Origin of the sequence: Paenarthrobacter sp. FR1, assembly GCF_051106045.1 — a bacterium.
GTDB classification, from domain to species: Bacteria; Actinomycetota; Actinomycetes; order Actinomycetales; family Micrococcaceae; genus Arthrobacter; species Arthrobacter nitroguajacolicus_A.
The window spans coordinates 265,817-288,050 of the sequence record NZ_JBPFSF010000006.1 but is presented as its reverse complement, the minus strand read 5'-3'; the positions used below and the strand labels follow the sequence as shown (position 1 = coordinate 288,050).

Below are 22,234 nucleotides of genomic sequence, written 5' to 3'. Positions count from 1 at the left end.
GCGCAGGAAAACTACAGGATTGTAGTTCGTTCCAAGGCCTTGTGCATCCCTGTCGGCGGGACAACAATGGTTCTTACCCACTTCGAAAGAAGAGGGACACGGAAACCAAAGATTCAGTGATATGCAACCAACGCAGCCTTTGGCAAAGTTGGAAGCAAGCTACCAGTGACGAGGTAGGAAGACCTGAAATTCCAAGGATTCCGCCAGACTGTCAAGACGTCACCAGACAGCCGAAAAGTCGAAGCCCCACCAACGGCAAAACGCTGATGGGGCTTCCCCTTTGCCCGGACTGCCGGGCTCACCGTAGCCTGATCAGGCTGGAGTCTCCTCGGCAGGTGCCAGGACAACATCGCTGACCGTCAGTTCACCTTCGCCGGACTGGAGTGTGATCTCCTGGGCGTTGGCGGCAGCCTTCAAGTCACCGAGGCCGGCCTTCAACTGTGCCACCAAGACCTCCGAGGCTGTGATGGACGCGGACAGCACCTCTGTGCGCTGCTTGACCTTGGCCTCTGACTTCGCCTTGCGGATACCGCTGAGAGCGATGCCCACAGTACCCAGCATGGTGGTGTCGCCGTCGGTGATGTCCAAAGCAGCCGGCCATTCGGCACGGTGAACGGATCCGGTGCGCCACCAACCCCAGACCTCTTCAGTGGCGAACGGCAGGAACGGTGCGAAAAGGCGGAGGAGGGAATCCAGCGTCGTCGCCAAGGCAGCCAAGACGGAGGACTGCTCGGTTTCTCCAGCGGCACCGTAGGCCCGGTCCTTGATGAGCTCCACGTAGTCGTCCGTGAACTGCCAGAAGAACGATTCCGTGATCTGGAGTGCCCGGGCGTAGTCGTAGTTGTCGAAGGCCTTGGTGGACTGGGTGACGACGTCGGACAGTTGCGCCAGCAGCGCGCGGTCTAACGGGTTGGTCAGCACCGAGAGGTCGGAAGCCACCACCGAGTTTTCCGTGGCGCCGAGGTTCAGGACGAACTTGGAGGCGTTCAGCAGCTTGATGGCCAGGCGGCGACCAATCTTCATCTGGGCGATCTCGTAGGCCGTGTCGGCGCCGAGCTTGGCCGAAGCAGCCCAGTAGCGCACGGCATCCGAACCGTACTCGTTCAGCACGTCCGTGGGGACAACGACGTTGCCCTTGGACTTGGACATTTTCTTCCTGTCCGGGTCCAGGATCCAGCCGGAGATGGCTGCGTGCTTCCACGGTGCACTTTTCTGCAGGGCGTCGGCACGCACTGCTGAGGAGAACAGCCAGGTGCGGATGATGTCGTGGCCCTGGGGACGGAGGTCGAACGGGTAGACCTTGGAGAACAGGTCCTCGTCACGGCTCCAGCCGCCCACGATCTGCGGTGTCAGCGATGACGTGGCCCAGGTGTCCAGAACGTCCGCATCGCCGGTAAAGCCGTTGGCCTGGTCACGCTGCGACTCCTCGAAACCGGGAGCGGCGTCTGCTGCAGGGTCCACGGGGAGCATCTCGTCCGAGGGCAGGATCGGGTTGTCGTAGTCCGGGTTGCCTTGGGCGTCCAGCGGGTACCAGACAGGGATCGGCACGCCGAAGAAGCGCTGGCGGGATACAAGCCAGTCACCATTCAGGCCGGCGATCCAGTTCTCGTAGCGGGAGCGCATGAACGCAGGGTGGAAGGTGATTTCCTGGCCTCGTCCGATCAGGCGTTCGCGGCGTTCCTCGTCCCGGCCACCGTTACGGATGTACCACTGGCGGGAGGTGACAACCTCGAGGGGCTTGTCGCCCTTTTCGAAGAAGTTCACCGGGTGGGTGATCTTCTTCGGCTCGCCATCGAGCAGGTCCGCTGCCTTGAGCAGTTCAACCACTGCTTCCTTGGCGGAGAAGGCGGTTTTGCCCGCGATCGCGGCGTAGGCCTCCTTGCCGGCGTCGGTGGTGATCCAGTCCGGGGTGTCGGCAATGATGCGGCCGTCGCGGCCCATGATGGCACGTGTAGGAAGCTGCAGTTCGCGCCACCAGGTGACATCCGTCAGGTCACCGAACGTACACACCATGGCGATGCCGGAGCCCTTATCCGCCTTGGCGAGCGGGTGGGCTTTGACTTCAAGCTCGACGTCGAAGAGCGGAGATTTGACGGTCTTGCCGAACAGCGGCTGGTACCGCTCGTCGTCGGGGTTTGCTACCAGGGCGGCGCAAGCGGCGAGCAGTTCCGGGCGGGTGGTCTCGATGAAGATCTTTTCGCCGTCTTCGGTGAAGAAGGGATAGCGGTAGTAGGCGCCCGCGACTTCGCGGTCCTCAAGCTCGGCCTGAGCCACAGCGGTACGGAAGGTCACGTCCCACAGGGTGGGTGCCTCGGCCATGTAGGCGTCGCCCGCAGCAAGGTTGGCCAGGAAGGCGCGCTGGGACACTGCTCGGGAGGTGTCGTCAATGGTGCGGTAGGTCAGGTCCCAGTCCACGGACAAGCCGAGGGTCTGGAACAGGTTCTCGAAGACCTTCTCGTCCTCAACGGCGAGTTCCTCGCACAGTTCGATGAAGTTCTGGCGCGAAACGACGTCGAAATCGCGCTGGTTCTTGGCCGGCTGGGCCGGCGGTGTGTAGTCAGCCTTATAGGGGATGGCGGGATCGCAACGCACACCGTAGTAGTTCTGGACGCGACGCTCGGTCGGCAGCCCGTTGTCGTCCCAGCCCATGGGGTAGAAGACGTTCTTGCCCGTCATGCGCATGTAGCGTGCTTGGACGTCGGTCTGCGTGAAGGAGAACATATGGCCCACGTGGAGCGAGCCGGATGCCGTGGGCGGGGGAGTGTCGATCGAGTAGACCTGCTCCCGGGTGGTGTCCGGATTGAACTTGTAGGTTCCCTCTTCCAGCCAGCGCTGCGTCAAGGCAGCCTCGAGGCCTTCAAGGGCCGGCTTGTCGGGAACGTTAATGGGGGCGGTGGCGGGCGTGTCTGTACCCTGCGTTGATTCAGCCATGGACCAATTGTTTCATGGCCCGGCGTTACAACCCGCCGCCGCGGGACCCCGCACCCCGGATAGGGTAGTGCCATGACTTTGGCAGCGCACAATATCCCCGCAGGACAGAACAAGACGGCCGTGGTAACCGGGGCCAGCACCGGCATCGGTGAGGCCACCGTGAGGGCTTTGGTCTCCACTGGCTGGAAGGTTTTTGCTGTGGCGCGCAGGGCCGACAGGCTCGGTGCCCTGGGGGCCGAAACCGGCGCCGTGCCGTTCCCGGCAGACATCACCAACGACGACGACGTTGCCGCCTTGCTCGCGGAGGTCGCCAAAGCCGGAGGTGCTGACACGCTTATCAACATCGCCGGCGGTGCGCGGGGCGCAGACACCATCGCAAATGCCGACACGGGTGACTGGGACTGGATGTACCAGGTGAACGTCCTGGGCACCATGAAGATCACCCGGGCTTTCCTGCCCATGTTGCGCCAGCACGGCGAAGGGACGGTCCTCAACCTCACGTCAACGGCCGGACTGTCCGCCTACGAGGGCGGTGCCGGCTACAACGCCGCCAAGTTTGCCCAGCACGCCATGACCAATGCCCTTCGCCTGGAAGAGGTGGGCAACAACGTCCGGGTCATTGAAGTGGCTCCGGGTCTGGTCCACACGGAGGAGTTTGCCCTCAACCGCTTGGGTGACAAGGATGCCGCCGCCAAGGTCTACGCAGGGGTGGAGAAGCCCCTGACTGCCGCGGACGTGGCCGACGTCGTGAAGTACGCCGTCTCCTTGCCGCACCACATCAACCTGGACCAGATTGTGGTTCGCCCTGTCGCACAGGCGGCCAACCACAAGTTGATCCGCAAGGAAGGCTAACCCGTTGCCGACCCGCTAAACCGTTGCTGGCACTCGACGGTTTAGCGGCGAATGAACGTCTTAGCCGGCAGGGATGACGAGGCTGGCCACAATTGCTGCGTGATCCGAACCGGGAACCTGATGGACCGAGTAGTCCCCGCTGCTGATCCGCGGCGTTGTCACCATATGGTCGATGACGATTCCCGGCAGCGGCAGGCCCTCCATCGGCCAAGTGGGGGAGAACCGGCCACCCGAGACCGTTCCCACATCCACCAGCTTCCTGCCGCCCGTCGAGGTGCCGCTGAGCCCCGAGTCCAGCAATTCCCTGAACTCGGAGTGATCGTAGGTGGAGTTGTAGTCGCCCATCAGCAAGTGGTTCCCCGGCCGGGCGGCCTGGCGTGCAACCTTGCCGAGGTCGCTCCGCCACTGGGCAATCCGGTCATCCACCGGCGGCAGTGCGTGCACGTTGGTGAGGTGCAGCGTGGACTTGGCGCCGGACGCGGAGTCCGTCAGGAGGACCCGAGTGACGTCCATGCGGAAGGGCGTACCAGGCAGAAGCCCGGCGGCTTCGAGGGGGAACGCCGAATATACGGCACCACCGGAAGCGTCGTCATTGGGTTCGCTCACAAGGTTGGGCAGTAGTTTTTCCAAGCCCTCGGAGCGCAGCTGGTCTTCCAGCCTCTGAGTATGTTCCTGGAGAGTCAGCAGTTGGACGCCGTTGTCACGGACCAGCCTCACGATGCTGGCGGCATCCGCCTCCCCGTATTCGGAGTTAAGGCTCATGACCTTCAGGGGGACCGTCGCAGCCTCGGCAGGCAGGGCTTCGGCTGTGCCGGCGTCCAACGGAAAGAGCCAGAACAGCTGGACGGCCAGCAGGACCGCCGTCGATATGACGACCCACAGGCGGCGCCCCACCAAGGCAAGCAGCAGCGCCAAAGCGGCCGGCAGCACCACCCAGGGCGTGAAGGACAGGATTTGGACCACCACCAAAGGCCACTCCGCAGGGACAGCACGGAACAGCGAAATCCCCGCCACCGGCAATGCAGCCAGCAAAGCCAGCACTGACCATGCCACGGACGCGCGGCGTCGCACCGGACGGGTTGCCGGAAGGGCGGGAGCGGGATGATCCATGGGTTCGAGTCTATTCATGGCACCAAGCGCCGGAGTCCATCCAAGGGATGAACTTCCCAAGTAGAGCAAGGGCCTCGGCTGCCGGTAGACTTGGGTTATCAGCTTTGACCCGGCCATCACCGGCGAGCTTCCGGAAGAACGGCATTGGACGCTTTTACCAGCGGACAACGCACAGTAGAACCGGACGGGTAAGCCCGTCACAGCAGTAATGAGAGGCCGGGGTCCCGTATTCCGGTAAGTGAGGTGGTACCGCGGTACCGGTGTTGGCGCAGGTCAAAACCGTAGCCGTCCTCGCATCCTGACAGTCAACCAGCTATCACAGGATATGAGATGACCCACTACCCCAAGGCCTCAGCGTCTTCGTCCGGCACGCACGGCGTGTCTGCTTCCGTGAAGTTCCCGGAAATCGAAGAGCGCATCCTCAAATACTGGGACGAAGACGGCACCTTCCAAGCCAGCATCGACCAGCGGGATGCGGGCACGGACGGCAGCAATGAATTCGTCTTCTACGACGGCCCTCCCTTCGCCAACGGCCTGCCGCACTACGGCCACCTGCTGACCGGCTACGCCAAGGACCTCGTCGGTCGCTACCAAACCCAGCGCGGCAAGCGTGTGGAGCGCCGCTTCGGTTGGGACACGCACGGCCTGCCCGCTGAACTCGAAGCCATGAAGCAACTGGGCATGACCGACAAGACCCAGATCGAAGCCATGGGCATCGACAAGTTCAACGACGCCTGCCGGGCCTCCGTGATGAAGTACGCCAACGAGTGGAAGGCCTACGTCACCCGTCAGGCCCGCTGGGTGGACTTCGAGAACGACTACAAGACCCTCAACGTCGAGTACATGGAGTCGGTCCTCTGGGCCTTCAAGCAGCTGCATGAAAAAGGCCTGACCTACAACGGCTACCGCGTCCTCCCGTACTGCTGGAAGGACGAGACCCCACTGTCCAACCACGAACTCCGCATGGACGACGACGTCTACAAGAACCGCCAGGACCAGACGGTCACGGTAACGTTCCCCATCAAGCCCGGGGACTCCGAGCTCTCCAAGGCTCTTGAAGGTGTGCAGGCGCTCGCCTGGACCACCACGCCCTGGACGCTGCCCACCAACCTGGCGCTCGCCGTCGGACCTGACATCACCTACGCCGTCCTGCCTGCCGGACCCAACGGCGTCAAGGCAGCCTCCGCGGAGGCGCCTGTCAGCGGCAGCTTCCTGCTGGCTGCCGACCTGGTGGGGTCGTATGCCAAGGACCTGGGCTACGACGACGCCGCTGCCGCGACTGCCGCCGTCACAGCCACCCATACGGGGGCCGAGCTCGCAGGACTTGAGTACGAGCCGCTGTGGAACGACTTTGCCGACGCCGAGAAGTACGGCACCCAGAACGCCTGGCGCTTCCTGGTGGCCGACTACGTGACCACCACCGACGGTACGGGAATCGTCCACCAGGCTCCTGCCTACGGTGAAGATGACCAGAAGGTCTGTGAAGAGGCCGGTATCCCCGTGGTCCTGTCCGTGGACGAGGGCGCCAAGTTCCTGCCGCTCTTTGCCCACGGCGAGCTGGCATCGATCGTCGGCTTGCAGGTGTTCGACGCCAACAAGCCCATCACCCAGGTACTCCGCGCCGACGGTCGGCTGGTGCGCCAAGCCAGCTACGAGCACAGCTACCCGCACTGCTGGCGCTGCCGCAACCCGCTGATCTACCGCGCTGTGTCCTCCTGGTATGTCGAGGTCACCAAGTTCAAGGACCGCATGTCCGAGCTGAACCAGGAGATCAACTGGATCCCGGGCAACGTCAAGGACGGCCAGTTCGGCAAGTGGCTGGACAACGCCCGCGACTGGTCCATCAGCCGCAACCGTTACTGGGGTTCGCCCATCCCGGTGTGGCAGTCCGACGATCCCGAGTACCCACGTACGGACGTCTATGGTTCGCTGGCCGACTTGGAAGCGGACTTCGGTCGCCTGCCAGTCAACAACGAAGGACAGGTTGATCTCCACCGTCCGTTCATCGACGAACTGACCCGGCCCAACCCTGACGACCCCACGGGCAAGTCCACCATGCGCCGCGTTGAAGACGTGTTGGACGTGTGGTTCGACTCCGGTTCAATGCCCTACGGGCAGGTGCACTACCCGTTCCAAAACCAGGAATGGTTCGACACCCACAACCCCGCTGACTTTATCGTGGAGTACATCGGCCAGACTCGTGGCTGGTTCTACATGCTGCACATCCTGTCCACGGCGTTGTTCGACCGTCCGGCGTTCCGCAACGTCATCAGCCATGGCATCGTCCTGGGCTCCGACGGACAGAAGATGTCCAAGAGCCTGCGCAACTACCCGGACGTCTCCGAAGTTTTGGACCGCGACGGTTCGGACGCCATGCGCTGGTTCCTCATGTCCAGCCCCATCCTCCGCGGCGGCAACCTGGTGGTGACCGAACAAGGCATCCGGGACGGTGTCCGCCAGGTCATCCTGCCGCTGTGGAACGTGTACAGCTTCTTCACGCTGTACACCAACGCCGCCAATGGCGGCTCGGGCTATGAAGCGACGCTGCGCTATGACGGCTACACCGACACGTTGGACCAGTACCTCCTGGCGAACACCGGTGACTTGGTCCGCAACGTCACCACCAGCCTGGACGCCTATGACATCTCCGGCGCCTGCGATGAACTGCGCAGCTACCTGGATATGCTCACCAACTGGTACGTCCGCCGCAGTCGCCAGCGCTTCTTCGACGAGAACGTTGACGCCTTCGACGCCTTGTACACGGCGCTTGAAGCCGTGTGCCGTGTTTCAGCGTCCTTGCTTCCGCTCGTCTCGGAAGAGATCTGGCGTGGACTGACGGGTGGCCGTTCCGTTCACCTGGCTGACTGGCCGGATGCTTCGCTGTTCCCGTCCAACCCCGGCCTGGTGGAAGCCATGGATCGCACCAGATCCATCTGCTCAGCGGGCTCCAGCCTGCGCAAAGCAGCCAAACTCCGCGTCAGATTGCCCCTCCAAAAGATGACTGTGGTTGCGCTTGGGGCCGAGGCGCTGTCATCGTTTAGCGAAACCATCGCCGACGAATTGAACCTCAAATCGGTCGAGTTTGAACATGCGACAAGCGAGGCAATCGAGAAATACGGCATCGGCACTGAGGTCAGGCTCAACTTCAGGAAGGCTGGCCCGAAGCTGGGGTCTGATCTAAAACGGGTAAAGAAGGCGCTTGAAGAGGGAAAGGACGTTCTTGTTACCCCCACGCAATTACACGTTGCCGGATACACGCTCGAAGCCGACGAATTTGAGACTGTTACATCAATGTCCGGTGACGGCTCTGTCGCAGCCATTCCGGGGGGTGGCTTCGTTGTGCTGGACACAGAGGTGACGCCAGCCCTGGCTGCAGAAGGTTTGGCACGGGACATGGTGCGGTCGATCCAAGCTGTCCGGAAAGACAGTGGTTTCGATGTTTCTGATCGCATTCACACCGTCATCGCAGGTCTTTCAGGAGCCGAACTTGAAGCGGCCCGAGACCACGAGGATTTGATTGCGAAAGAGACACTTTCCCGTTCCATCGACTACCGGACGAGCGTGCTCATAACAGATCATCGGTTCAAGAACGTGGATGGTTCCGAATACGGTCTCCATGTCACCAAGGCAGGGGCCTGAACCATGACTGACGAATTTTCCGTTGAGAGCGTCTACGCCGAACTCCTCGGCCGCGCGCCGGAAAACAAGATGGAACCCCGCCTGGCACCGCTGTTCCGTGCCATGGACGTGCTGGGGGAGCCGAACAAGGCCTTCCCGATCATCCACATCACGGGAACCAACGGAAAGACGTCCACCGCCCGCATGATCGAGGCCGGCCTGCGTGCCCACGGACTCAGCACGGGCCGCTACACCAGCCCGCACTTGTCCAAGGTGACAGAGCGCATCAGCATCGACGGTGAGCCCGTGCCGGACGCGACCTTCGTGCGGATCTGGGACGAGATCCGCCCCTACCTGGAGATCGTGGACAACGAACTCGTGGCCGACAACCAGCCACGGCTGACATATTTCGAGTGCCTGACCATCCTGGGCTTCGCGGTGTTCGCCGACCAGCCCGTTGATGTTGCGGTCATGGAAGTTGGCTTGGGTGGCATTACCGACGCCACCAACGTTGGCGACGGCCAAGTCTCCGTCATCACACCCATTTCACTGGACCACACTGACCTCCTGGGCGACACCACCGAGGACATTGCCTACGAGAAGGCCGGCATCATCAAGCCGGGCGGCTTCCTGGTAAGCGCCGCACAGCCGGTGGACGCTGCTCAGGTCCTGCTGGAAAAGGCCCGGGAAGTGGACGTGCCGTTCCGTTTCGAGGGTGTGGAATTCGGCGTGGAGTCCCGCAGCGTCGCCGTGGGCGGCCAGGTCCTGACCATCCAGGGACTCGCCGGACGCTACGAAGACCTGCTGCTGCCTTTGCATGGTGCCCACCAGGCCGAGAATGCCGCTGTTGCCGTGGCTGCCCTTGAGGCATTCTTCGGCGGGGGAGAGAAAGAACTGGATGCTGAGGTGCTCAAGGAAGCCTTTGGCACGGTGACGTCGCCCGGCCGGCTGGAAGTCGTGAGGACCGCACCCACAGTGGTGGTTGACGCAGCCCACAACCCGGACGGCATTCGTGTCACGGCAGAAGCAATCCAGGAGGCATTCACCTTCAGCAAGCTGGTAGTGGTGGTTGGAGTCCTGCGCGAGAAGGACGCCGAGGAGATACTGAAGACCCTTAAGGAATCCCTGGGCGGACTCGCCGAGGAGTTCTGTTTCACGCAGTCCAACTCAGCCCGCGCCGTTCCGGCAGCGGAACTTGCCGAACTCGCCGTCGACCTTGGCTTTGGCGAGGACAACGTGCACATCGCCGAGAAGCTGGACGACGCCCTCGAGTGGGCTGTTGAGCGTGCGGAATCCAACGACGACCTCGCAGGTGGAGTCTTGGTCACGGGTTCCATCACGGTGGTGGCCGAGGCACGGATCCTGCTCGGAAAGGCGAGTGCCTAGCATGGCGAAAATGACCAAGGCGCAGCGCGAATGGCGTCCGGGCATGCCCAAGAAGCGCCGCTCCACCAAGGTGATGTTCGCATCCACCGTGCTCCTGCTCGAAGCCTTCGTGGCCTTCTTCGCCACCCTCGCAGTTTTCGGTTTGAAGCGTGGCCAAGTGGACCCTGCCATCATCCTGGGGGTCGGCATCGCGCTGACGGTGGTGCTCGTGCTGGCGTGCGCTGTCTTGTCCAAGCCGTGGGGCATCGCAGTTGGCTGGGCCTTGCAACTGGTGTTGATCCTGACGGGCTTGGTCGAACCGACGATGTTCGTTGTGGGCATCCTGTTTGCCATCTGCTGGTGGTACGGGATCAGGGCGGGCATGCGGATTGACCGCGAAGTTGCCCAGCGTGACCGTGAGCAGGCGGAATGGGACGCAGCCCATGGTGACCAAGCTGGCCCGCAAACCCCGTAAACTGGCTGGGAAAACCACCGACCACACCACATTGGAGCAACTGTGAGCATTGAACGGACCCTTGTCCTGGTCAAGCCCGACGGCGTCGCCCGCAACCTGAGCGGCAGCATCCTCGCCCGGATCGAAGCCAAGGGCTACACCCTGGCCGAGCTGAAGAAGGTCAACGCAACCCGTGAGCTGCTGGAGCAGCACTACGAAGAACACGTAGGCAAGCCGTTCTACGAGCCGTTGGTTGAGTTCATGCTGAGCGGACCGGTCATCGCTGCCGTCTTCGAAGGCCACCGCGTGATCGAGGGCTTCCGTTCACTGGCCGGAACCACCGATCCGACGACTGCCGCACCGGGCACCATTCGCGGCGACTTTGGCCGCGACTGGGGCCTGGCAGTCCAGCAGAACCTGGTGCACGGCTCAGATTCCGTTGATTCGGCTGAGCGTGAGATCAAGATCTGGTTCGCGAGCTGATCTGTCCGCACCGAGACTACAGATAAGGCCAATGTTCACGACGAACATTGGCCTTATCTGTCATCTCGCGAGGAGTGTTCAGTAGCCGGACGTCCCCGCGAAGACGTGGATGAAGGCGAAGAAGATGGTGGCGATGACCGCGACGTACAGCAGTGCCACGATGATCCAGCCGGAATCGCCCAGCAGCTTGGCAAGCGCCGGCGGCGCCTTGATAACGCCGTGGGTGATGTTGCGGATAGTCACCCAAACGAACATGGGGATCATGACCGCCCATACCACCATGCAGAACGGGCAGAGCACGTTGATGACGTACAGGGCTTGGGACCAGAGCCACACCACGAAGGCGAAACCGAGGGTTACACCGGCCTGCAGGCCCAGCCAGTAGCCGCGCGAGAACCTCGCTCCCGCCAGGATGCCCATGGCCGTGGTGATGATGACGGCGAAAGCAACGATGCCGATGAACATGTTGGGGAAGCCGAAAACGGAGCTTTGCGCGGTCTGCATCACAGTTCCGCAGGAGACCCAGGGGTTCACGTCGCACACGGTGATGTGGTTGGGATCCTTGAGCACTTCCAGCTTTTCCAGGACCAGAGCACCCGAGGCCAGCCAACCGATGACCCCGGTGACCAGCAGCAGCCAAGCGAAAGGCTTGTCACGGACTGTCTTGGGCAGGGAACTGGGCTGAGTGACGGAGTGCTCTACTGGGGCGGAGGGTTGGTTGGCCAGGTTTTCCCTGGCGGTGCTCGGCATCGCGGATCTGATCCTTTTCGACAAGTGGCCCGGCTGGCCGGGAAGGGCTCTTGGGAGGATTGTAACGCCGGAGGCTGGACGTGGCCCCCAGCTTGTTGCCCGGCACTGCGCGACACAGCGGCCTGCCTTGGGAATGTGTGGCGGTGTGAGAGAATGAACATGGCTGGAAGCCGATCCACATTCGGAATCCAGTCCGGTGACTTGTTCCCAAGACCGCCAGTATGAGCTGGGCATGCCAGGATCACGTAGATCTTCGGTAGGCCCGCCATAACAATGGACGGCACCTGGTTGTGGCAGCAGAACAACGGGTTTCAGAATAAAGGCGCCGGCCTTCCAGGGCTGCCGCACCCCAATGATGGTGCGAACCGGAAGGCATACTACCGACTTCTGTCAACGCCCGCGGGTTTTGACAATATTTGCCCCACTGGGCGCCGGATGTGGCGGCGTCGCTGGGGCAGGAGTGTTGCCACATATGGATAATGACCAGGTTGTAGCCGTTAATGACGAGGCAGCTCCCGCGGAAACCGCGGAAGCGCCAAAGAAAACCACCCGGACCCGGCGCAAGGCTGCGCCCAAGGCAGAAGCCGCTGCAGTGACGGACGTCGAATCTCCGGCGTCCGAGACCCCGGCCGCTGAAGCCTCGGAGCCCGCAGTCGCTCCCGCGCGTCGCACTCGTTCCCGGAAGAAGGCAGAGCCTGCCGAGCCGCTGCCAGGCCTGGGTGATGAGGCCGCCGCTGGTCCGGTTGCCGCGGCAGGGGAGGCCCAGCCCGAAACTGCCGCCGACGCTGCCCCTGAAAAGCCGGTCCGCCGTCGTCGTACTGCCAAGCCCAAGGCTGACGTTGCCGAGGCACCCGCCGCAGTGGAAACCGTGGAAGAAACCACGACGCCGGATGTGCCCTCCCAGCCTGAAGCCTCCCAGCCTGAAGCCATTGCCGCTGAGGTAGTGGCCGAAGAGCCCGCCTCTGAAGAGACACCGGCCGAGGAAGCTGCGCCCGCGGGATCGACGTCCCTGTTCCTTGAGCCGGTCTCCATTACGTCCATGATCTTCCAAGCCCCGGACCTCACCACGGTTCCGCGCGTTGCGCCCGTGGAAGAGAAGGCCGAAGAGCCTGAAGACGAAGCCGAAACCGGCGCTGACGGCGAACTGGAGGATGCTGGCAGCCGCCGTCGTCGCCGGAGCCGTGGCCGCCGTGGCCGCCGTGGAACCGAGCGTGAAGAGAACGAAGCCGAGGACGGAAGCGAGCCGGAGGACGAGGAAGCCCCCGCCGCCGAAGCCCTCGAAGAAGGCGTTACCTCCCGGCGCCGGCGTCGTCGTCGCCGTGGAGACCAGGATCTTGAACTTACCGGCGGCTCGGACGATGATCCGCCCAACACGGTTACCCGTGTCCGCGCACCCCGGCCTATTACCGAGACCGCACCCTCCAACCGGGTTGCCAGCGTCAAGGGTTCCACCCGGCTTGAAGCCAAGAAGCAGCGTCGGCGCGAATCCCGCGAAACCGGACGCCGCCGCCAGGTGATCACCGAGGCCGAGTTCCTGGCGCGCCGCGAGTCCGTGGACCGCCAGATGATCGTCCGCCAGCGCGACGACAGAATCCAGATCGGCGTCCTGGAAGACGGTGTGCTTGCCGAGCACTTCGTGTCCAAGACCCAGCAGGACTCCCTGATCGGCAACGTCTACCTGGGCAAGGTCCAGAACGTGCTGCCGTCCATGGAGGCTGCCTTTGTTGACATCGGACGTGGTCGCAACGCCGTTCTGTATGCCGGCGAAGTGAACTGGGACGCCGTCAACCTTGAAGGCCAGCCGCGCCGGATCGAGAACGCGCTGAAGTCCGGCGATTCCGTCCTGGTGCAGGTGACCAAGGATCCCGTGGGTCACAAGGGCGCCCGCCTCACCAGCCAGATCTCCCTGCCGGGCCGCTACCTGGTATACGTACCGGGTGGGTCCATGACCGGTATCTCCCGCAAGCTGCCCGACGTTGAACGTAACCGCCTCAAGCGCATCCTGAAGGACCGTTTGCCGGAGAACGCCGGCGTCATTGTCCGCACGGCCGCTGAAGGTGCGTCGGAAGAAGAACTGACGCACGACATCAACCGATTGCGCGCACAGTGGGAAGGCATCGAAGGCCAGGCCTCGTCCACCAAGGTCCTGGCACCTGAGCTGTTGTACGGCGAGCCGGACCTCACCATCAAGGTGGTCCGCGACGTCTTCAACGAGGACTTCTCCAAGCTGATCGTCTCCGGTGACGACGCCTGGGACACCATCGAGGCCTACGTGACGTACGTTGCCCCTGACCTGGTGGGTCGCCTTGAGAAGTGGACCAAGGACCAAGACATCTTCTCGGCATGGCGCATCGACGAGCAGATTCACAAAGCGTTGGATCGCAAAGTCTTCCTGCCTTCCGGTGGTTCGTTGGTCATCGACCGTACCGAAGCCATGACTGTGGTGGACGTGAACACGGGCAAGTTCACCGGCAGCGGTGGAAACCTCGAAGAAACGGTCACCAAGAACAACCTTGAAGCGGCCGAGGAAGTGGTTCGCCAGCTTCGCCTGCGCGACATCGGCGGCATCATCGTCATCGACTTCATCGACATGGTCCTGGAATCCAACCGTGACCTCGTTCTTCGGCGCATGGTGGAGTGCCTTGGCCGCGACCGTACCAAGCACCAGGTAGCTGAAGTGACATCGCTGGGCCTCGTCCAGATGACACGTAAGCGAATGGGCACAGGCCTCCTGGAGGTCTTCGGTGAGCAGTGCGAGCACTGTGCCGGCCGTGGCGTCGTAACGCACGACGAGCCCGTGGAGCACCGCCGCGCCAACGTGGTGGCCGCCGAGCACCACCGGCCGCACCCCGAGGCCCAGCAGCCTGCTGCCCGCACGGAACGCAAGCGCCGCCGCGGTAAGGGCGGGGGACAGGCCACCGCCGAAGCACCCGCTCCGGTCCATACGACGGCGTCCACCCCGGCAGCACCTTCCACGCATACGGAAACCCAGGATCCGGCGCATAAGGCCAAAGCCGAGGCAACCAGGGCGGCGCTGGCCACGATTGCCGCTGCGGCGCATGCGGCCCACCTGCACGACGACGAACTCCACCGCGCTGAAGAGCAGGCCAAGTCAGCCGGACACCACGAACAAGCTGCCCCGTCCGGTGCCACCGGATCAGCAGAGGATGCCGCCGCCCACGAAGCAGCTGTCCGTGAAGCGCGGCCCACCCCGGTTCTCCGCTTTGGCGGGGAAGAGGTTGCCCTTCCGTTCGTGGAACACCACGAGGAACCGCAAGCCGCCAAACCTGCCATGAGCCTGGATCTCTTGGCCGAGGCTTTCTCCCACCTTGGAGCAGCCTCGGCACCCGAGGAAGAAACAGCGCCGGTTGCCGTCCAGGCGCCGGCCGTTGCTCCGGCGTCCGGCGCTGAGGATGCCCATGGTGATTCGGCGCCACGGGGTCGTCGTGGCCGCCGTAACCGCAGTGCCAGCAGGGCACAGGGCGCTGCCAATGAGACGAGCGTGGAGCACCACGAGGTGACTGCCTCGGCGGCTGGTGGAGCGGCCCACGAGGCTAAGGCGTCCGTGGAACCGGCCAAGAAGGCACCATCGGATGAGCCCATCATCCTTGGCGTCGGGGTGCCGGCTTCCGAGCTCTAACCTCCTGAAGCACTCCGAGGGCCCTGCGCTGACCGTCCAAGAGACGGTTGGTGCGGGGCCCTTTGCTTTCCGCACGCTGAGCAAACCGCAGTCATATCCAGTCCTCACGGTGGCAGGGTTCCCGGGCTTTGGTGCTTCCCGGCTAGGCTGGGGAACTGACACGGGGTGCCGGGCGAAGGGCCGGGCTGAGATCCAAACCCGTTGAACCTGTCCGGTTAGCACCGGCGAAGGGATGTCCTCATGACTGCATTATTGTCCTCCCCTGTGTACCCTCTGGTGACCTCGAGCAGGGCAACGCCCCGGGTGTTGAGCATCGCCGGCTCCGATCCCTCGGGCGGGGCCGGCATCCAGGCCGACCTGAAGAGCATCGCAGCCCACGGCGGGTACGGGATGGCTGCCATTACCGCCCTGACTGCGCAGAACACGATGGGGGTCCATGCCGTTCACGTACCTCCGGTTGAGTTCCTGCGCCAGCAGTTGGAGGCCATCAGCAGCGACATCGATATCGATGCCGTCAAGATCGGAATGCTTGGGGACGCGGCGGTGATCGATGAGGTCCGCCGGTGGCTCGAAGAGGTACGTCCCGCCGTCGTGGTCCTTGACCCGGTGATGGTGGCCACCAGTGGCGACCGCCTCCTGCGTGATTCTGCTGAGAAAGCCCTGCGTTCGCTCTTGCCGCTGGCGGACCTCATCACACCCAACCTTCCTGAACTGGCCATGCTGCTGGGGGAGCCCGAGGCACCCGATTGGTCCTCGGCGCTGGACCAAGGCAAGCGACTGGCCGCCGAGTGCGGAAACACCGTGCTGGTGAAGGGCGGCCACCTGGCGGGTTCGGAATGCCCCGACGCGCTGGTGAATACGAGCGGGCTGTTGAGGCAGGATGTGGTCGAGATTGCTGGGCCCCGGGTCGAGACACAGAACAGCCACGGCACCGGCTGCTCCCTGTCCTCGGCCCTGGCCACTGTCCAGGCCCGAACTGGTGACTGGGAGGCCTCCCTTAGGGAGGTGAAGCCGTGGCTGCTCCAGGCCCTGATGAGCTCTGACGCCCTCGAGGTGGGGCAGGGGAGCGGCCCGGTCCATCACTTCCACCACCAGCAAGGACTCAAGCCCGGCGCCTTCGCCGCCGCATTGTGGAACCACGCCACACCGGAGCTCGAGGCGATCTACTCCCTCAGGTTCATTCAGGAGTTGCAGTCAGGGGCGCTGCCCGAGCCCTGGTTCAACTACTACCTCGCCCAGGACGCCATCTACCTCAATGGGTACTCCCGGGTACTGGCACGCGCTGGAGCCCTAGCACCCACGGAGGAGGAGCAGTTGTTCTGGGCAAAGGCCTCCCAGCAATGCCTCGAAGTTGAATCGGAACTGCACAGGAACTGGCTGGGCTCCCGTGAGACGTCCACGGTCACGGGCCCCGTCACCAAGTCGTATGTGGACCACCTGCTGGCGTCCTCGGCCTCCGGCAGTTACGCGGTGATTCTGGCGGCGATTCTGCCTTGCTACTGGCTGTATGCGGAAGTCGGCCAACAGCTCCACACCGCCTACGTCGATGCCGGGGCCCCTGCCAACCATGCCTACGCGGACTGGTTGAGGACGTACTCGGACGAGGATTTTGCGGAGGCCACCAGAAAAGCGATCAACTTCACGGATAGCGCCGCTGTGGAAGCATCTGACGGTGAGCGGGACGCCATGGTGGAGGCGTTCGTGCAGTCCTGCCGCTATGAGACTGCCTTTTTCGACGCTCCGCGGTTGTTCGCGTAAGGTCCGCCGGAACTTTCTGAAGCGCGTTTTCGAGGCCGCCACCGCGCGTCGCGAGCGAAATCGCGTTAATCGCGCCCAAACCCTGTAGGCTGTATGGGCACGGTGCCGGGAGAGTCCGTTACAACTGGTGACGCAAGTCACGTGGTAGCCTCCGGACCCGGCCTCATTTGCAGCTGAAGGTCAAACTAGCGTAATCTTGATCTTCGGTGCTTACGCCAACACTTGGGTTATGCCCCTTGGAATTGTTCATGGGATGACTCGCGGACTTCGATCAGAAGTCCACGGCGTTGAGGCACAGCGCGAACCAAGCCTGATTCCGGTTCAAGGTTCCGCACGCAAATTTAGTTATAAACGTCGAGAGAAGTGAGTACCCAAGTGGTGTACGCGATTGTCCGCGCAGGCGGCCGCCAAGAAAAAGTTTCCGTTGGAGACTACGTAACGCTTAACCGCGTCCCCGGTGGAGCCGGCAGCACGCTTGAGCTGCCCGCCTTGCTCCTGGTAGACGGCGATAAGGTCACCTCCGCAGCTGCGGAACTGGCCAACGTCAAGGTTACGGCTGAGATCCTCGAGGACCTCCGTGGTCCGAAGATCGTCATCCAGAAGTTCAAGAACAAGACCGGCTACCGGAAGCGTCAGGGTCACCGTCAGGAACTGACCAAGATCAAGATCACCAGCATCGCGTAACTCTCGTTACCCGCTGTTCAGGTTTTTCAGTTTCCCCAGAAATTTAGAGGCAGGCATTTCACATGGCACACAAAAAAGGCGCGAGTTCCACTCGCAACGGTCGTGACTCCAACGCACAGTACCTGGGCGTCAAGCGCTTCGGCGGTCAGGTAGTTTCCGCCGGCGAAATCATCGTTCGCCAGCGTGGAACGCACTTCCACCCCGGTGCAGGCGTCGGTCGCGGTGGCGACGACACCCTGTTCGCACTTCAGGCCGGTGCGGTTGAGTTTGGTACTCGCCGCGGCCGTCGCGTAGTGAACATCGTTGCTGCTGCAGCTGCAGAGTAACAACAAGTTCTGAACCGGTGGAGCGGGCCAAACGGCCCGCTCCACCGTTCTTTTAACCGCATTACAATCGACTAGGGCGCCCCGGGCGCCTCGGTTTTTGCAACAGCGCTGGCAACAGCAATAGAGGAGATCCACGTGGCGAGCTTTGTAGACCGGGTAGTCCTGCACGTATCCGGCGGAACCGGTGGCCACGGCTGTGTCTCCGTAAAGCGGGAAAAGTTCAAGCCGCTCGGTGGCCCCGACGGCGGCAACGGCGGCAACGGCGGCGACGTCATCCTGCGCGTGTCCGCCCAGACCACCACCCTGCTCGATTACCACCACGCTCCCCACCGCCACGCCACCAACGGCGGCCCCGGCATGGGTGACTGGCGTGGGGGTAAGAACGGTGAAACCCTCATTCTTCCGGTGCCGGACGGCACCGTGGTCAAGACCAAGGACGGCGAAGTCCTCGCTGACCTCGTGGGCGAAGGCACCGAGTACATCGCTGCGGCAGGCGGTCAAGGCGGCCTCGGCAACGCGTCCCTTTCCTCACAGAAACGCCGGGCCCCCGGCTTTGCCTTGCTCGGCATCGAAGGAGAATCCAGCGACATCGTCCTGGAACTGAAATCCATCGCCGACATCGCTTTGGTTGGCTTTCCCTCTGCCGGTAAGTCCAGCCTGATCGCCGCTATGTCCGCAGCGAGGCCCAAGATCGCCGACTACCCGTTCACCACCCTCATTCCCAACCTTGGCGTGGTCCAGGCGGGCGAGGTCCGTTTCACCATCGCCGATGTGCCCGGCCTCATCGAGGGTGCCAGCGAAGGCAAGGGCCTCGGCCACAACTTCCTTCGCCACGTAGAGCGCTGCGCCGCATTGGTCCACGTTCTTGATTGCGGAACCCTGGAATCGGACCGAGACCCACTCTCCGACCTCGCCATCATTGAGGCCGAGCTGGAGAAGTACGCCGTCGATATGAGCTATGCGGGTGTGGATGGTGAAGTGGTCCCGCTGAACGAGCGTCCCAAGCTCGTGGTGCTCAACAAGGTGGACCTTCCTGACGGCAAGGACATGGCCGAGTTTGTCCGTCCGGACCTTGAGGCCCGCGGATACCGTGTCTTTGAAGTGTCGGCAACCAGCCATGAGGGTTTGCGCCAACTCGGCTTTGCCATGGCAGAGATCGTCAAGGCGGCACGCGATGCCGTCCAGACCGCCCCGCCCAAGGTGGCCCCGCCCGTCCTGCGTCCGCGCGCAGTCAACGAATCCGGCTTCAAGATCCGCCGCGAGGAAAAGAACCTCGAGCCGTTGTTCCGCGTCCTGGGCGAGAAGCCTGTGCGCTGGGTCAAGCAGACAGACTTCACCAATGAGGAAGCCATCGGCTACTTGGCGGACCGCCTGGCCAAGCTGGGCGTGGAGACGGAACTCTTCAAGGTCGGCGCCAAGCCCGGCGATACCGTAGTCATCGGCGAAGACGATGGCGTGGTGTTCGATTGGGAGCCCACCATGATGGCCGGCGCGGAACTCCTGGCAACGCCCCGTGGCACCGACATCCGTGTTGCAGATATTGGTGACCGTCCCACGCGTTCCCAGAAGCGTGACGAACAAATCGAACGGCGCGAGGCCAAGGCCGCCGCGCGTGCCGAACTCGAAGCCGAACGCAAGGCCGGCATCTGGACAGAGTCCGTCAGTGGTCGTCGTGCCCAGGCCATCAGGGAGAGCAACTTGGACTCCGGTGATGACGACTAGGACCGTCGACGCTCCAATTACAGCTGAGGGACTCGAGCGACTTGCCTTGGCCAATGCCAAGCGGATCGTGGTCAAGGTGGGCTCCTCCTCACTGACCAGCATTAAGGGCGGAATTTCAGAAAAGTCGCTGTCCGGACTGGTTGATGCCCTTGCGGATAAACGCAACGCGGGGACGGAGATCATCCTTGTCTCCTCGGGCGCCATTGCCGCCGGGCTGGCACCCTTGGGCTTGGCCAAGCGCCCTAAGGATCTTGCCACGCAGCAGGCCGCAGCGAGTGTGGGCCAGGGGCTCCTGATGGCCCGTTACACGCAGGCGTTCAGCGCGCATGGCGTGACGGTGAGCCAGGTATTGCTGACGGCCGACGACCTCATGCGCCGTACGCAGCACACCAACGCCTTCAGGGCCCTGGATCGACTGCTGAACCTGGGCGTGGTGCCGGTTGTCAACGAAAACGACACCGTGGCTACCCATGAGATCCGCTTCGGTGATAACGACCGCCTGGCTGCCTTGGTTGCGCATTTGGTCCGAGCCGATGCGCTCGTGCTGCTTTCCGACGTCGACGCCCTGTACGACGGTCCGCCGTCGCAGGGTGCCCAACGCATTCCGCTGGTCCGTGGTCCGCAGGACCTTGAGGACGTGACCATCGGCAAGGCAGGCAAGGCCGGCGTGGGAACCGGCGGCATGATGACCAAGGTGGAGGCCGCCTCCATCGCCGCCGGATCGGGTATCCATGCGTTGGTGACATCCACCGCGAATGCTGCCGCGGCCCTGGCGGGCGAGGACGTGGGGACCTGGTTCGCGGTCAACGGCAACCGAAAGCCCGTCCGCCTCTTGTGGCTGGCTCACCTGGCAACGGTTCACGGGCGGTTGATGCTCGACGACGGTGCAGTTAAGGCCGTGCGCGACCGGCACAGGTCACTCCTCCCTGCCGGCATTGCCGATGTCAGCGGCGACTTCGAAGCAGGCGACCCTGTTGAGATGGTGGCCATGGACGGAACTGTCGTGGCCCGGGGCCTGGTGAACTACTCGTCGGAGGAGCTGCCACGCATGTTGGGCCGGACCACCCAGGAGCTGGGCCAGGCGATGGGCAGGGGCTATGACCGCGAAGTTGTTCATGTTGACGACCTGGTGCTCTTGCGGGCGTCACGCTCATCTAAACTTGGAGCATGACTGAAGCGCTGACTCCTGACGCCCCTGCGATCTCCGACGTTTCCGGTGCTGCCGGCCAGACGCCGGAGAGCCCTGTGGCAGGCGGCGTCCCGGTGTCGCCGGAGGATGTCCAGGCTGCCGTTCACGCCATTGCGGACCGCTCCCGCAAGGCCGCCCGACGCATGGCCCAGGCTAACCGTGCCTGGAAAGACCGTGCGTTGCGTGCCATCGGAACAGCCCTGGTGGAGAGCCGGAAGCACGTCCTTGAGGCCAATGCCAAGGACGTGGCGGCCGGTCGCGCCAACGGCACATCGGCGGCACTCCTGGACCGGCTGACCCTGACACCCGCCCGTATTGATGGCCTCGTTGCTGCTTTGGAAAACCTGGCTGGACTGCCGGACCCCGTTGGGAACGTCGTCCGCGGACAGACTCTTCCCAACGGACTGCGCCTGCGGCAGGTCAACGTGCCCATGGGTGTTGTTGCAGCCATCTACGAAGCGCGTCCGAACGTCACTGTGGACATCGCCGGTCTTGCCCTCAAGAGTGGCAACGCCGTAATCCTTCGTGGTGGTTCAGCAGCTGCACATACCAACGAGGCACTGGTGCAGATTCTTCGCGAAGCGCTCGATTCCGTGGGTCTGCCTGCCGACGCGGTCCAGACCGTGGATCAGTACGGCCGTGAAGGTGCCAACGTACTGATGCGTGCCCGTGGGCGGGTGGACGTCCTCATTCCCCGCGGCGGACGCGACCTTATTCAGACCGTCGTGACCAACTCTTCGGTGCCCGTGATCGAGACCGGTGAAGGTAACGTCCACATCTTCATCGATGAATCGGCCAGCGAAGAGATGGCAGTGGAGATCCTCCTCAACGCCAAGACCCAGCGGCCGAGTGTCTGCAACACTGTCGAAACCCTTCTGGTGCACTCCGGTTCCACGGTGCTGCCTGCAGTCGCCAATGCGCTGCGGTCGGCCGGTGTGACCCTCCACGTGGATGAGAGGATTGCATCGGCCTTGGGCAAGGGCGTGGAGACTGTTCCGGCTGACGATGACGACTGGGCCACCGAATACATGGACTTGGACCTCGCCGTCGCCATGGTGGACAGCCTGGATGATGCAGTCAAGCACATTCGCACTTGGACCACCGGGCACACCGAGGCAATCCTGACCAACAATCTGGCCAATGCCGAGAAGTTCATTGCCGAGATCGACTCGGCAGCCGTGATTGTCAATGCGTCCACGCGATTCACCGATGGTGGCGAGCTCGGGTTGGGCGCTGAAGTGGGCATCTCCACGCAGAAGCTCCACGCGCGGGGTCCCATGGGCCTCACTGAACTGACCACCACCAAGTGGATCGTCCAGGGCGAGGGCCAAGTCCGCAGCTAGCAACGCGGT

Annotated in this window: 15 protein-coding genes and 1 riboswitch; of the genes, 12 read left to right on the top strand and 3 right to left on the bottom strand. The window is 63.1% G+C overall.

Annotated features, from left to right (window positions below; all coding sequences use genetic code 11):
- Nucleotides 1-312: 312 nt before the first annotated feature.
- A complete protein-coding gene (valS, locus tag ACR30Z_RS14140) occupies nucleotides 313-2,931 on the bottom strand; it encodes a valine--tRNA ligase (RefSeq protein ID WP_434373156.1) in 2,619 nt (872 codons plus the stop codon).
- Nucleotides 2,932-3,003: 72 nt separating this feature from the next.
- On the opposite strand from valS, the gene ACR30Z_RS14135 reads away from it, so the two are divergent.
- Nucleotides 3,004-3,783, top strand: coding sequence for an SDR family oxidoreductase (locus ACR30Z_RS14135; RefSeq protein ID WP_144651492.1), 780 nt, complete (start codon nucleotides 3,004-3,006; stop codon nucleotides 3,781-3,783).
- A 60-nt stretch (nucleotides 3,784-3,843) separates the two neighbouring features.
- On the opposite strand, the gene ACR30Z_RS14130 is transcribed toward ACR30Z_RS14135, so the two are convergent.
- On the bottom strand, nucleotides 3,844-4,893 hold the full coding sequence (locus tag ACR30Z_RS14130) for an endonuclease/exonuclease/phosphatase family protein (RefSeq protein WP_434373154.1): 1,050 nt from the start codon (nucleotides 4,891-4,893) through the stop codon (nucleotides 3,844-3,846).
- A gap of 330 nt (nucleotides 4,894-5,223) precedes the next feature.
- Between ACR30Z_RS14130 and ileS the strand changes: the two genes are divergently transcribed.
- From ileS to ndk, 4 genes are read left to right on the top strand one after another with little or no spacing between them, the layout of a single operon-like run.
- Complete coding sequence (gene ileS / locus ACR30Z_RS14125; RefSeq protein WP_434373153.1) at nucleotides 5,224-8,532, top strand: isoleucine--tRNA ligase; 3,309 nt, start codon at nucleotides 5,224-5,226, stop codon at nucleotides 8,530-8,532.
- A gap of 3 nt (nucleotides 8,533-8,535) precedes the next feature.
- A complete protein-coding gene (locus ACR30Z_RS14120) occupies nucleotides 8,536-9,897 on the top strand; it encodes a bifunctional folylpolyglutamate synthase/dihydrofolate synthase (protein ID WP_144651498.1) in 1,362 nt (453 codons plus the stop codon).
- A 1-nt stretch (nucleotide 9,898) separates the two neighbouring features.
- A complete protein-coding gene (locus ACR30Z_RS14115) occupies nucleotides 9,899-10,351 on the top strand; it encodes a DUF4233 domain-containing protein (protein ID WP_144651500.1) in 453 nt (150 codons plus the stop codon).
- A gap of 42 nt (nucleotides 10,352-10,393) precedes the next feature.
- On the top strand, nucleotides 10,394-10,813 hold the full coding sequence (ndk, locus tag ACR30Z_RS14110) for a nucleoside-diphosphate kinase (protein ID WP_144651502.1): 420 nt from the start codon (nucleotides 10,394-10,396) through the stop codon (nucleotides 10,811-10,813).
- Between the two features lie 78 nt (nucleotides 10,814-10,891).
- Here ndk and ACR30Z_RS14105 read toward each other — a convergent pair whose 3' ends face one another.
- Nucleotides 10,892-11,563, bottom strand: a complete 672-nt coding sequence (locus ACR30Z_RS14105) for a vitamin K epoxide reductase family protein (protein ID WP_434373151.1) — start codon at nucleotides 11,561-11,563, stop codon at nucleotides 10,892-10,894.
- A gap of 472 nt (nucleotides 11,564-12,035) precedes the next feature.
- Between ACR30Z_RS14105 and ACR30Z_RS14100 the strand changes: the two genes are divergently transcribed.
- From ACR30Z_RS14100 to ACR30Z_RS14070, 7 genes are all read left to right on the top strand, one after another.
- A complete protein-coding gene (locus ACR30Z_RS14100) occupies nucleotides 12,036-15,203 on the top strand; it encodes an Rne/Rng family ribonuclease (RefSeq protein ID WP_434373149.1) in 3,168 nt (1,055 codons plus the stop codon).
- Between the two features lie 151 nt (nucleotides 15,204-15,354).
- Nucleotides 15,355-15,453, top strand: a riboswitch (TPP riboswitch).
- On the top strand, nucleotides 15,444-16,961 hold the full coding sequence (thiD, locus tag ACR30Z_RS14095) for a bifunctional hydroxymethylpyrimidine kinase/phosphomethylpyrimidine kinase (RefSeq protein ID WP_434373147.1): 1,518 nt from the start codon (nucleotides 15,444-15,446) through the stop codon (nucleotides 16,959-16,961). Its footprint overlaps the riboswitch before it by 10 nt.
- A 375-nt stretch (nucleotides 16,962-17,336) precedes the next feature.
- Nucleotides 17,337-17,645 (top strand): 50S ribosomal protein L21, encoded by a 309-nt coding sequence (rplU, locus tag ACR30Z_RS14090; protein ID WP_018777818.1) that lies wholly within the window; start codon nucleotides 17,337-17,339, stop codon nucleotides 17,643-17,645.
- A 62-nt stretch (nucleotides 17,646-17,707) separates the two neighbouring features.
- Nucleotides 17,708-17,971 carry a 50S ribosomal protein L27 gene (rpmA, locus tag ACR30Z_RS14085; RefSeq protein ID WP_003803426.1) on the top strand — a complete coding sequence of 88 codons (264 nt, stop codon included), beginning with the start codon at nucleotides 17,708-17,710 and terminating at the stop codon, nucleotides 17,969-17,971.
- Between the two features lie 135 nt (nucleotides 17,972-18,106).
- Nucleotides 18,107-19,693 (top strand): GTPase ObgE, encoded by a 1,587-nt coding sequence (obgE, locus tag ACR30Z_RS14080; RefSeq protein ID WP_144651510.1) that lies wholly within the window; start codon nucleotides 18,107-18,109, stop codon nucleotides 19,691-19,693.
- Complete coding sequence (gene proB / locus ACR30Z_RS14075) at nucleotides 19,683-20,864, top strand: glutamate 5-kinase (RefSeq protein ID WP_434373145.1); 1,182 nt, start codon at nucleotides 19,683-19,685, stop codon at nucleotides 20,862-20,864. Before obgE ends, proB begins: the two co-directional genes overlap by 11 nt.
- Complete coding sequence (locus tag ACR30Z_RS14070; protein ID WP_434373144.1) at nucleotides 20,861-22,225, top strand: glutamate-5-semialdehyde dehydrogenase; 1,365 nt, start codon at nucleotides 20,861-20,863, stop codon at nucleotides 22,223-22,225. The genes proB and ACR30Z_RS14070 overlap by 4 nt, the downstream gene beginning before the upstream one ends.
- The last annotated feature ends 9 nt before the right edge of the window (nucleotides 22,226-22,234 follow it).

Bases quoted from the DNA above. Each gene is read 5' to 3' on its own strand.
- ACR30Z_RS14135 (WP_144651492.1), top strand. From the start codon at position 3,004: ATGACTTTGGCAGCGCACAATATCCCCGCAGGACAGAACAAGACGGCC.
- ACR30Z_RS14120 (WP_144651498.1), top strand. From the start codon at position 8,536: ATGACTGACGAATTTTCCGTTGAGAGCGTCTACGCCGAACTCCTCGGC.
- ACR30Z_RS14100 (WP_434373149.1), top strand. From the start codon at position 12,036: ATGGATAATGACCAGGTTGTAGCCGTTAATGACGAGGCAGCTCCCGCG.
- valS (WP_434373156.1), bottom strand. From the start codon at position 2,931: ATGGCTGAATCAACGCAGGGTACAGACACGCCCGCCACCGCCCCCATT.
- ileS (WP_434373153.1), top strand. From the start codon at position 5,224: ATGACCCACTACCCCAAGGCCTCAGCGTCTTCGTCCGGCACGCACGGC.
- ACR30Z_RS14130 (WP_434373154.1), bottom strand. From the start codon at position 4,893: ATGGATCATCCCGCTCCCGCCCTTCCGGCAACCCGTCCGGTGCGACGC.
- ACR30Z_RS14115 (WP_144651500.1), top strand. From the start codon at position 9,899: ATGGCGAAAATGACCAAGGCGCAGCGCGAATGGCGTCCGGGCATGCCC.
- ACR30Z_RS14105 (WP_434373151.1), bottom strand. From the start codon at position 11,563: ATGCCGAGCACCGCCAGGGAAAACCTGGCCAACCAACCCTCCGCCCCA.
- thiD (WP_434373147.1), top strand. From the start codon at position 15,444: ATGACTGCATTATTGTCCTCCCCTGTGTACCCTCTGGTGACCTCGAGC.
- ACR30Z_RS14070 (WP_434373144.1), top strand. From the start codon at position 20,861: ATGACTGAAGCGCTGACTCCTGACGCCCCTGCGATCTCCGACGTTTCC.
- rpmA (WP_003803426.1), top strand. From the start codon at position 17,708: ATGGCACACAAAAAAGGCGCGAGTTCCACTCGCAACGGTCGTGACTCC.
- proB (WP_434373145.1), top strand. From the start codon at position 19,683: ATGACGACTAGGACCGTCGACGCTCCAATTACAGCTGAGGGACTCGAG.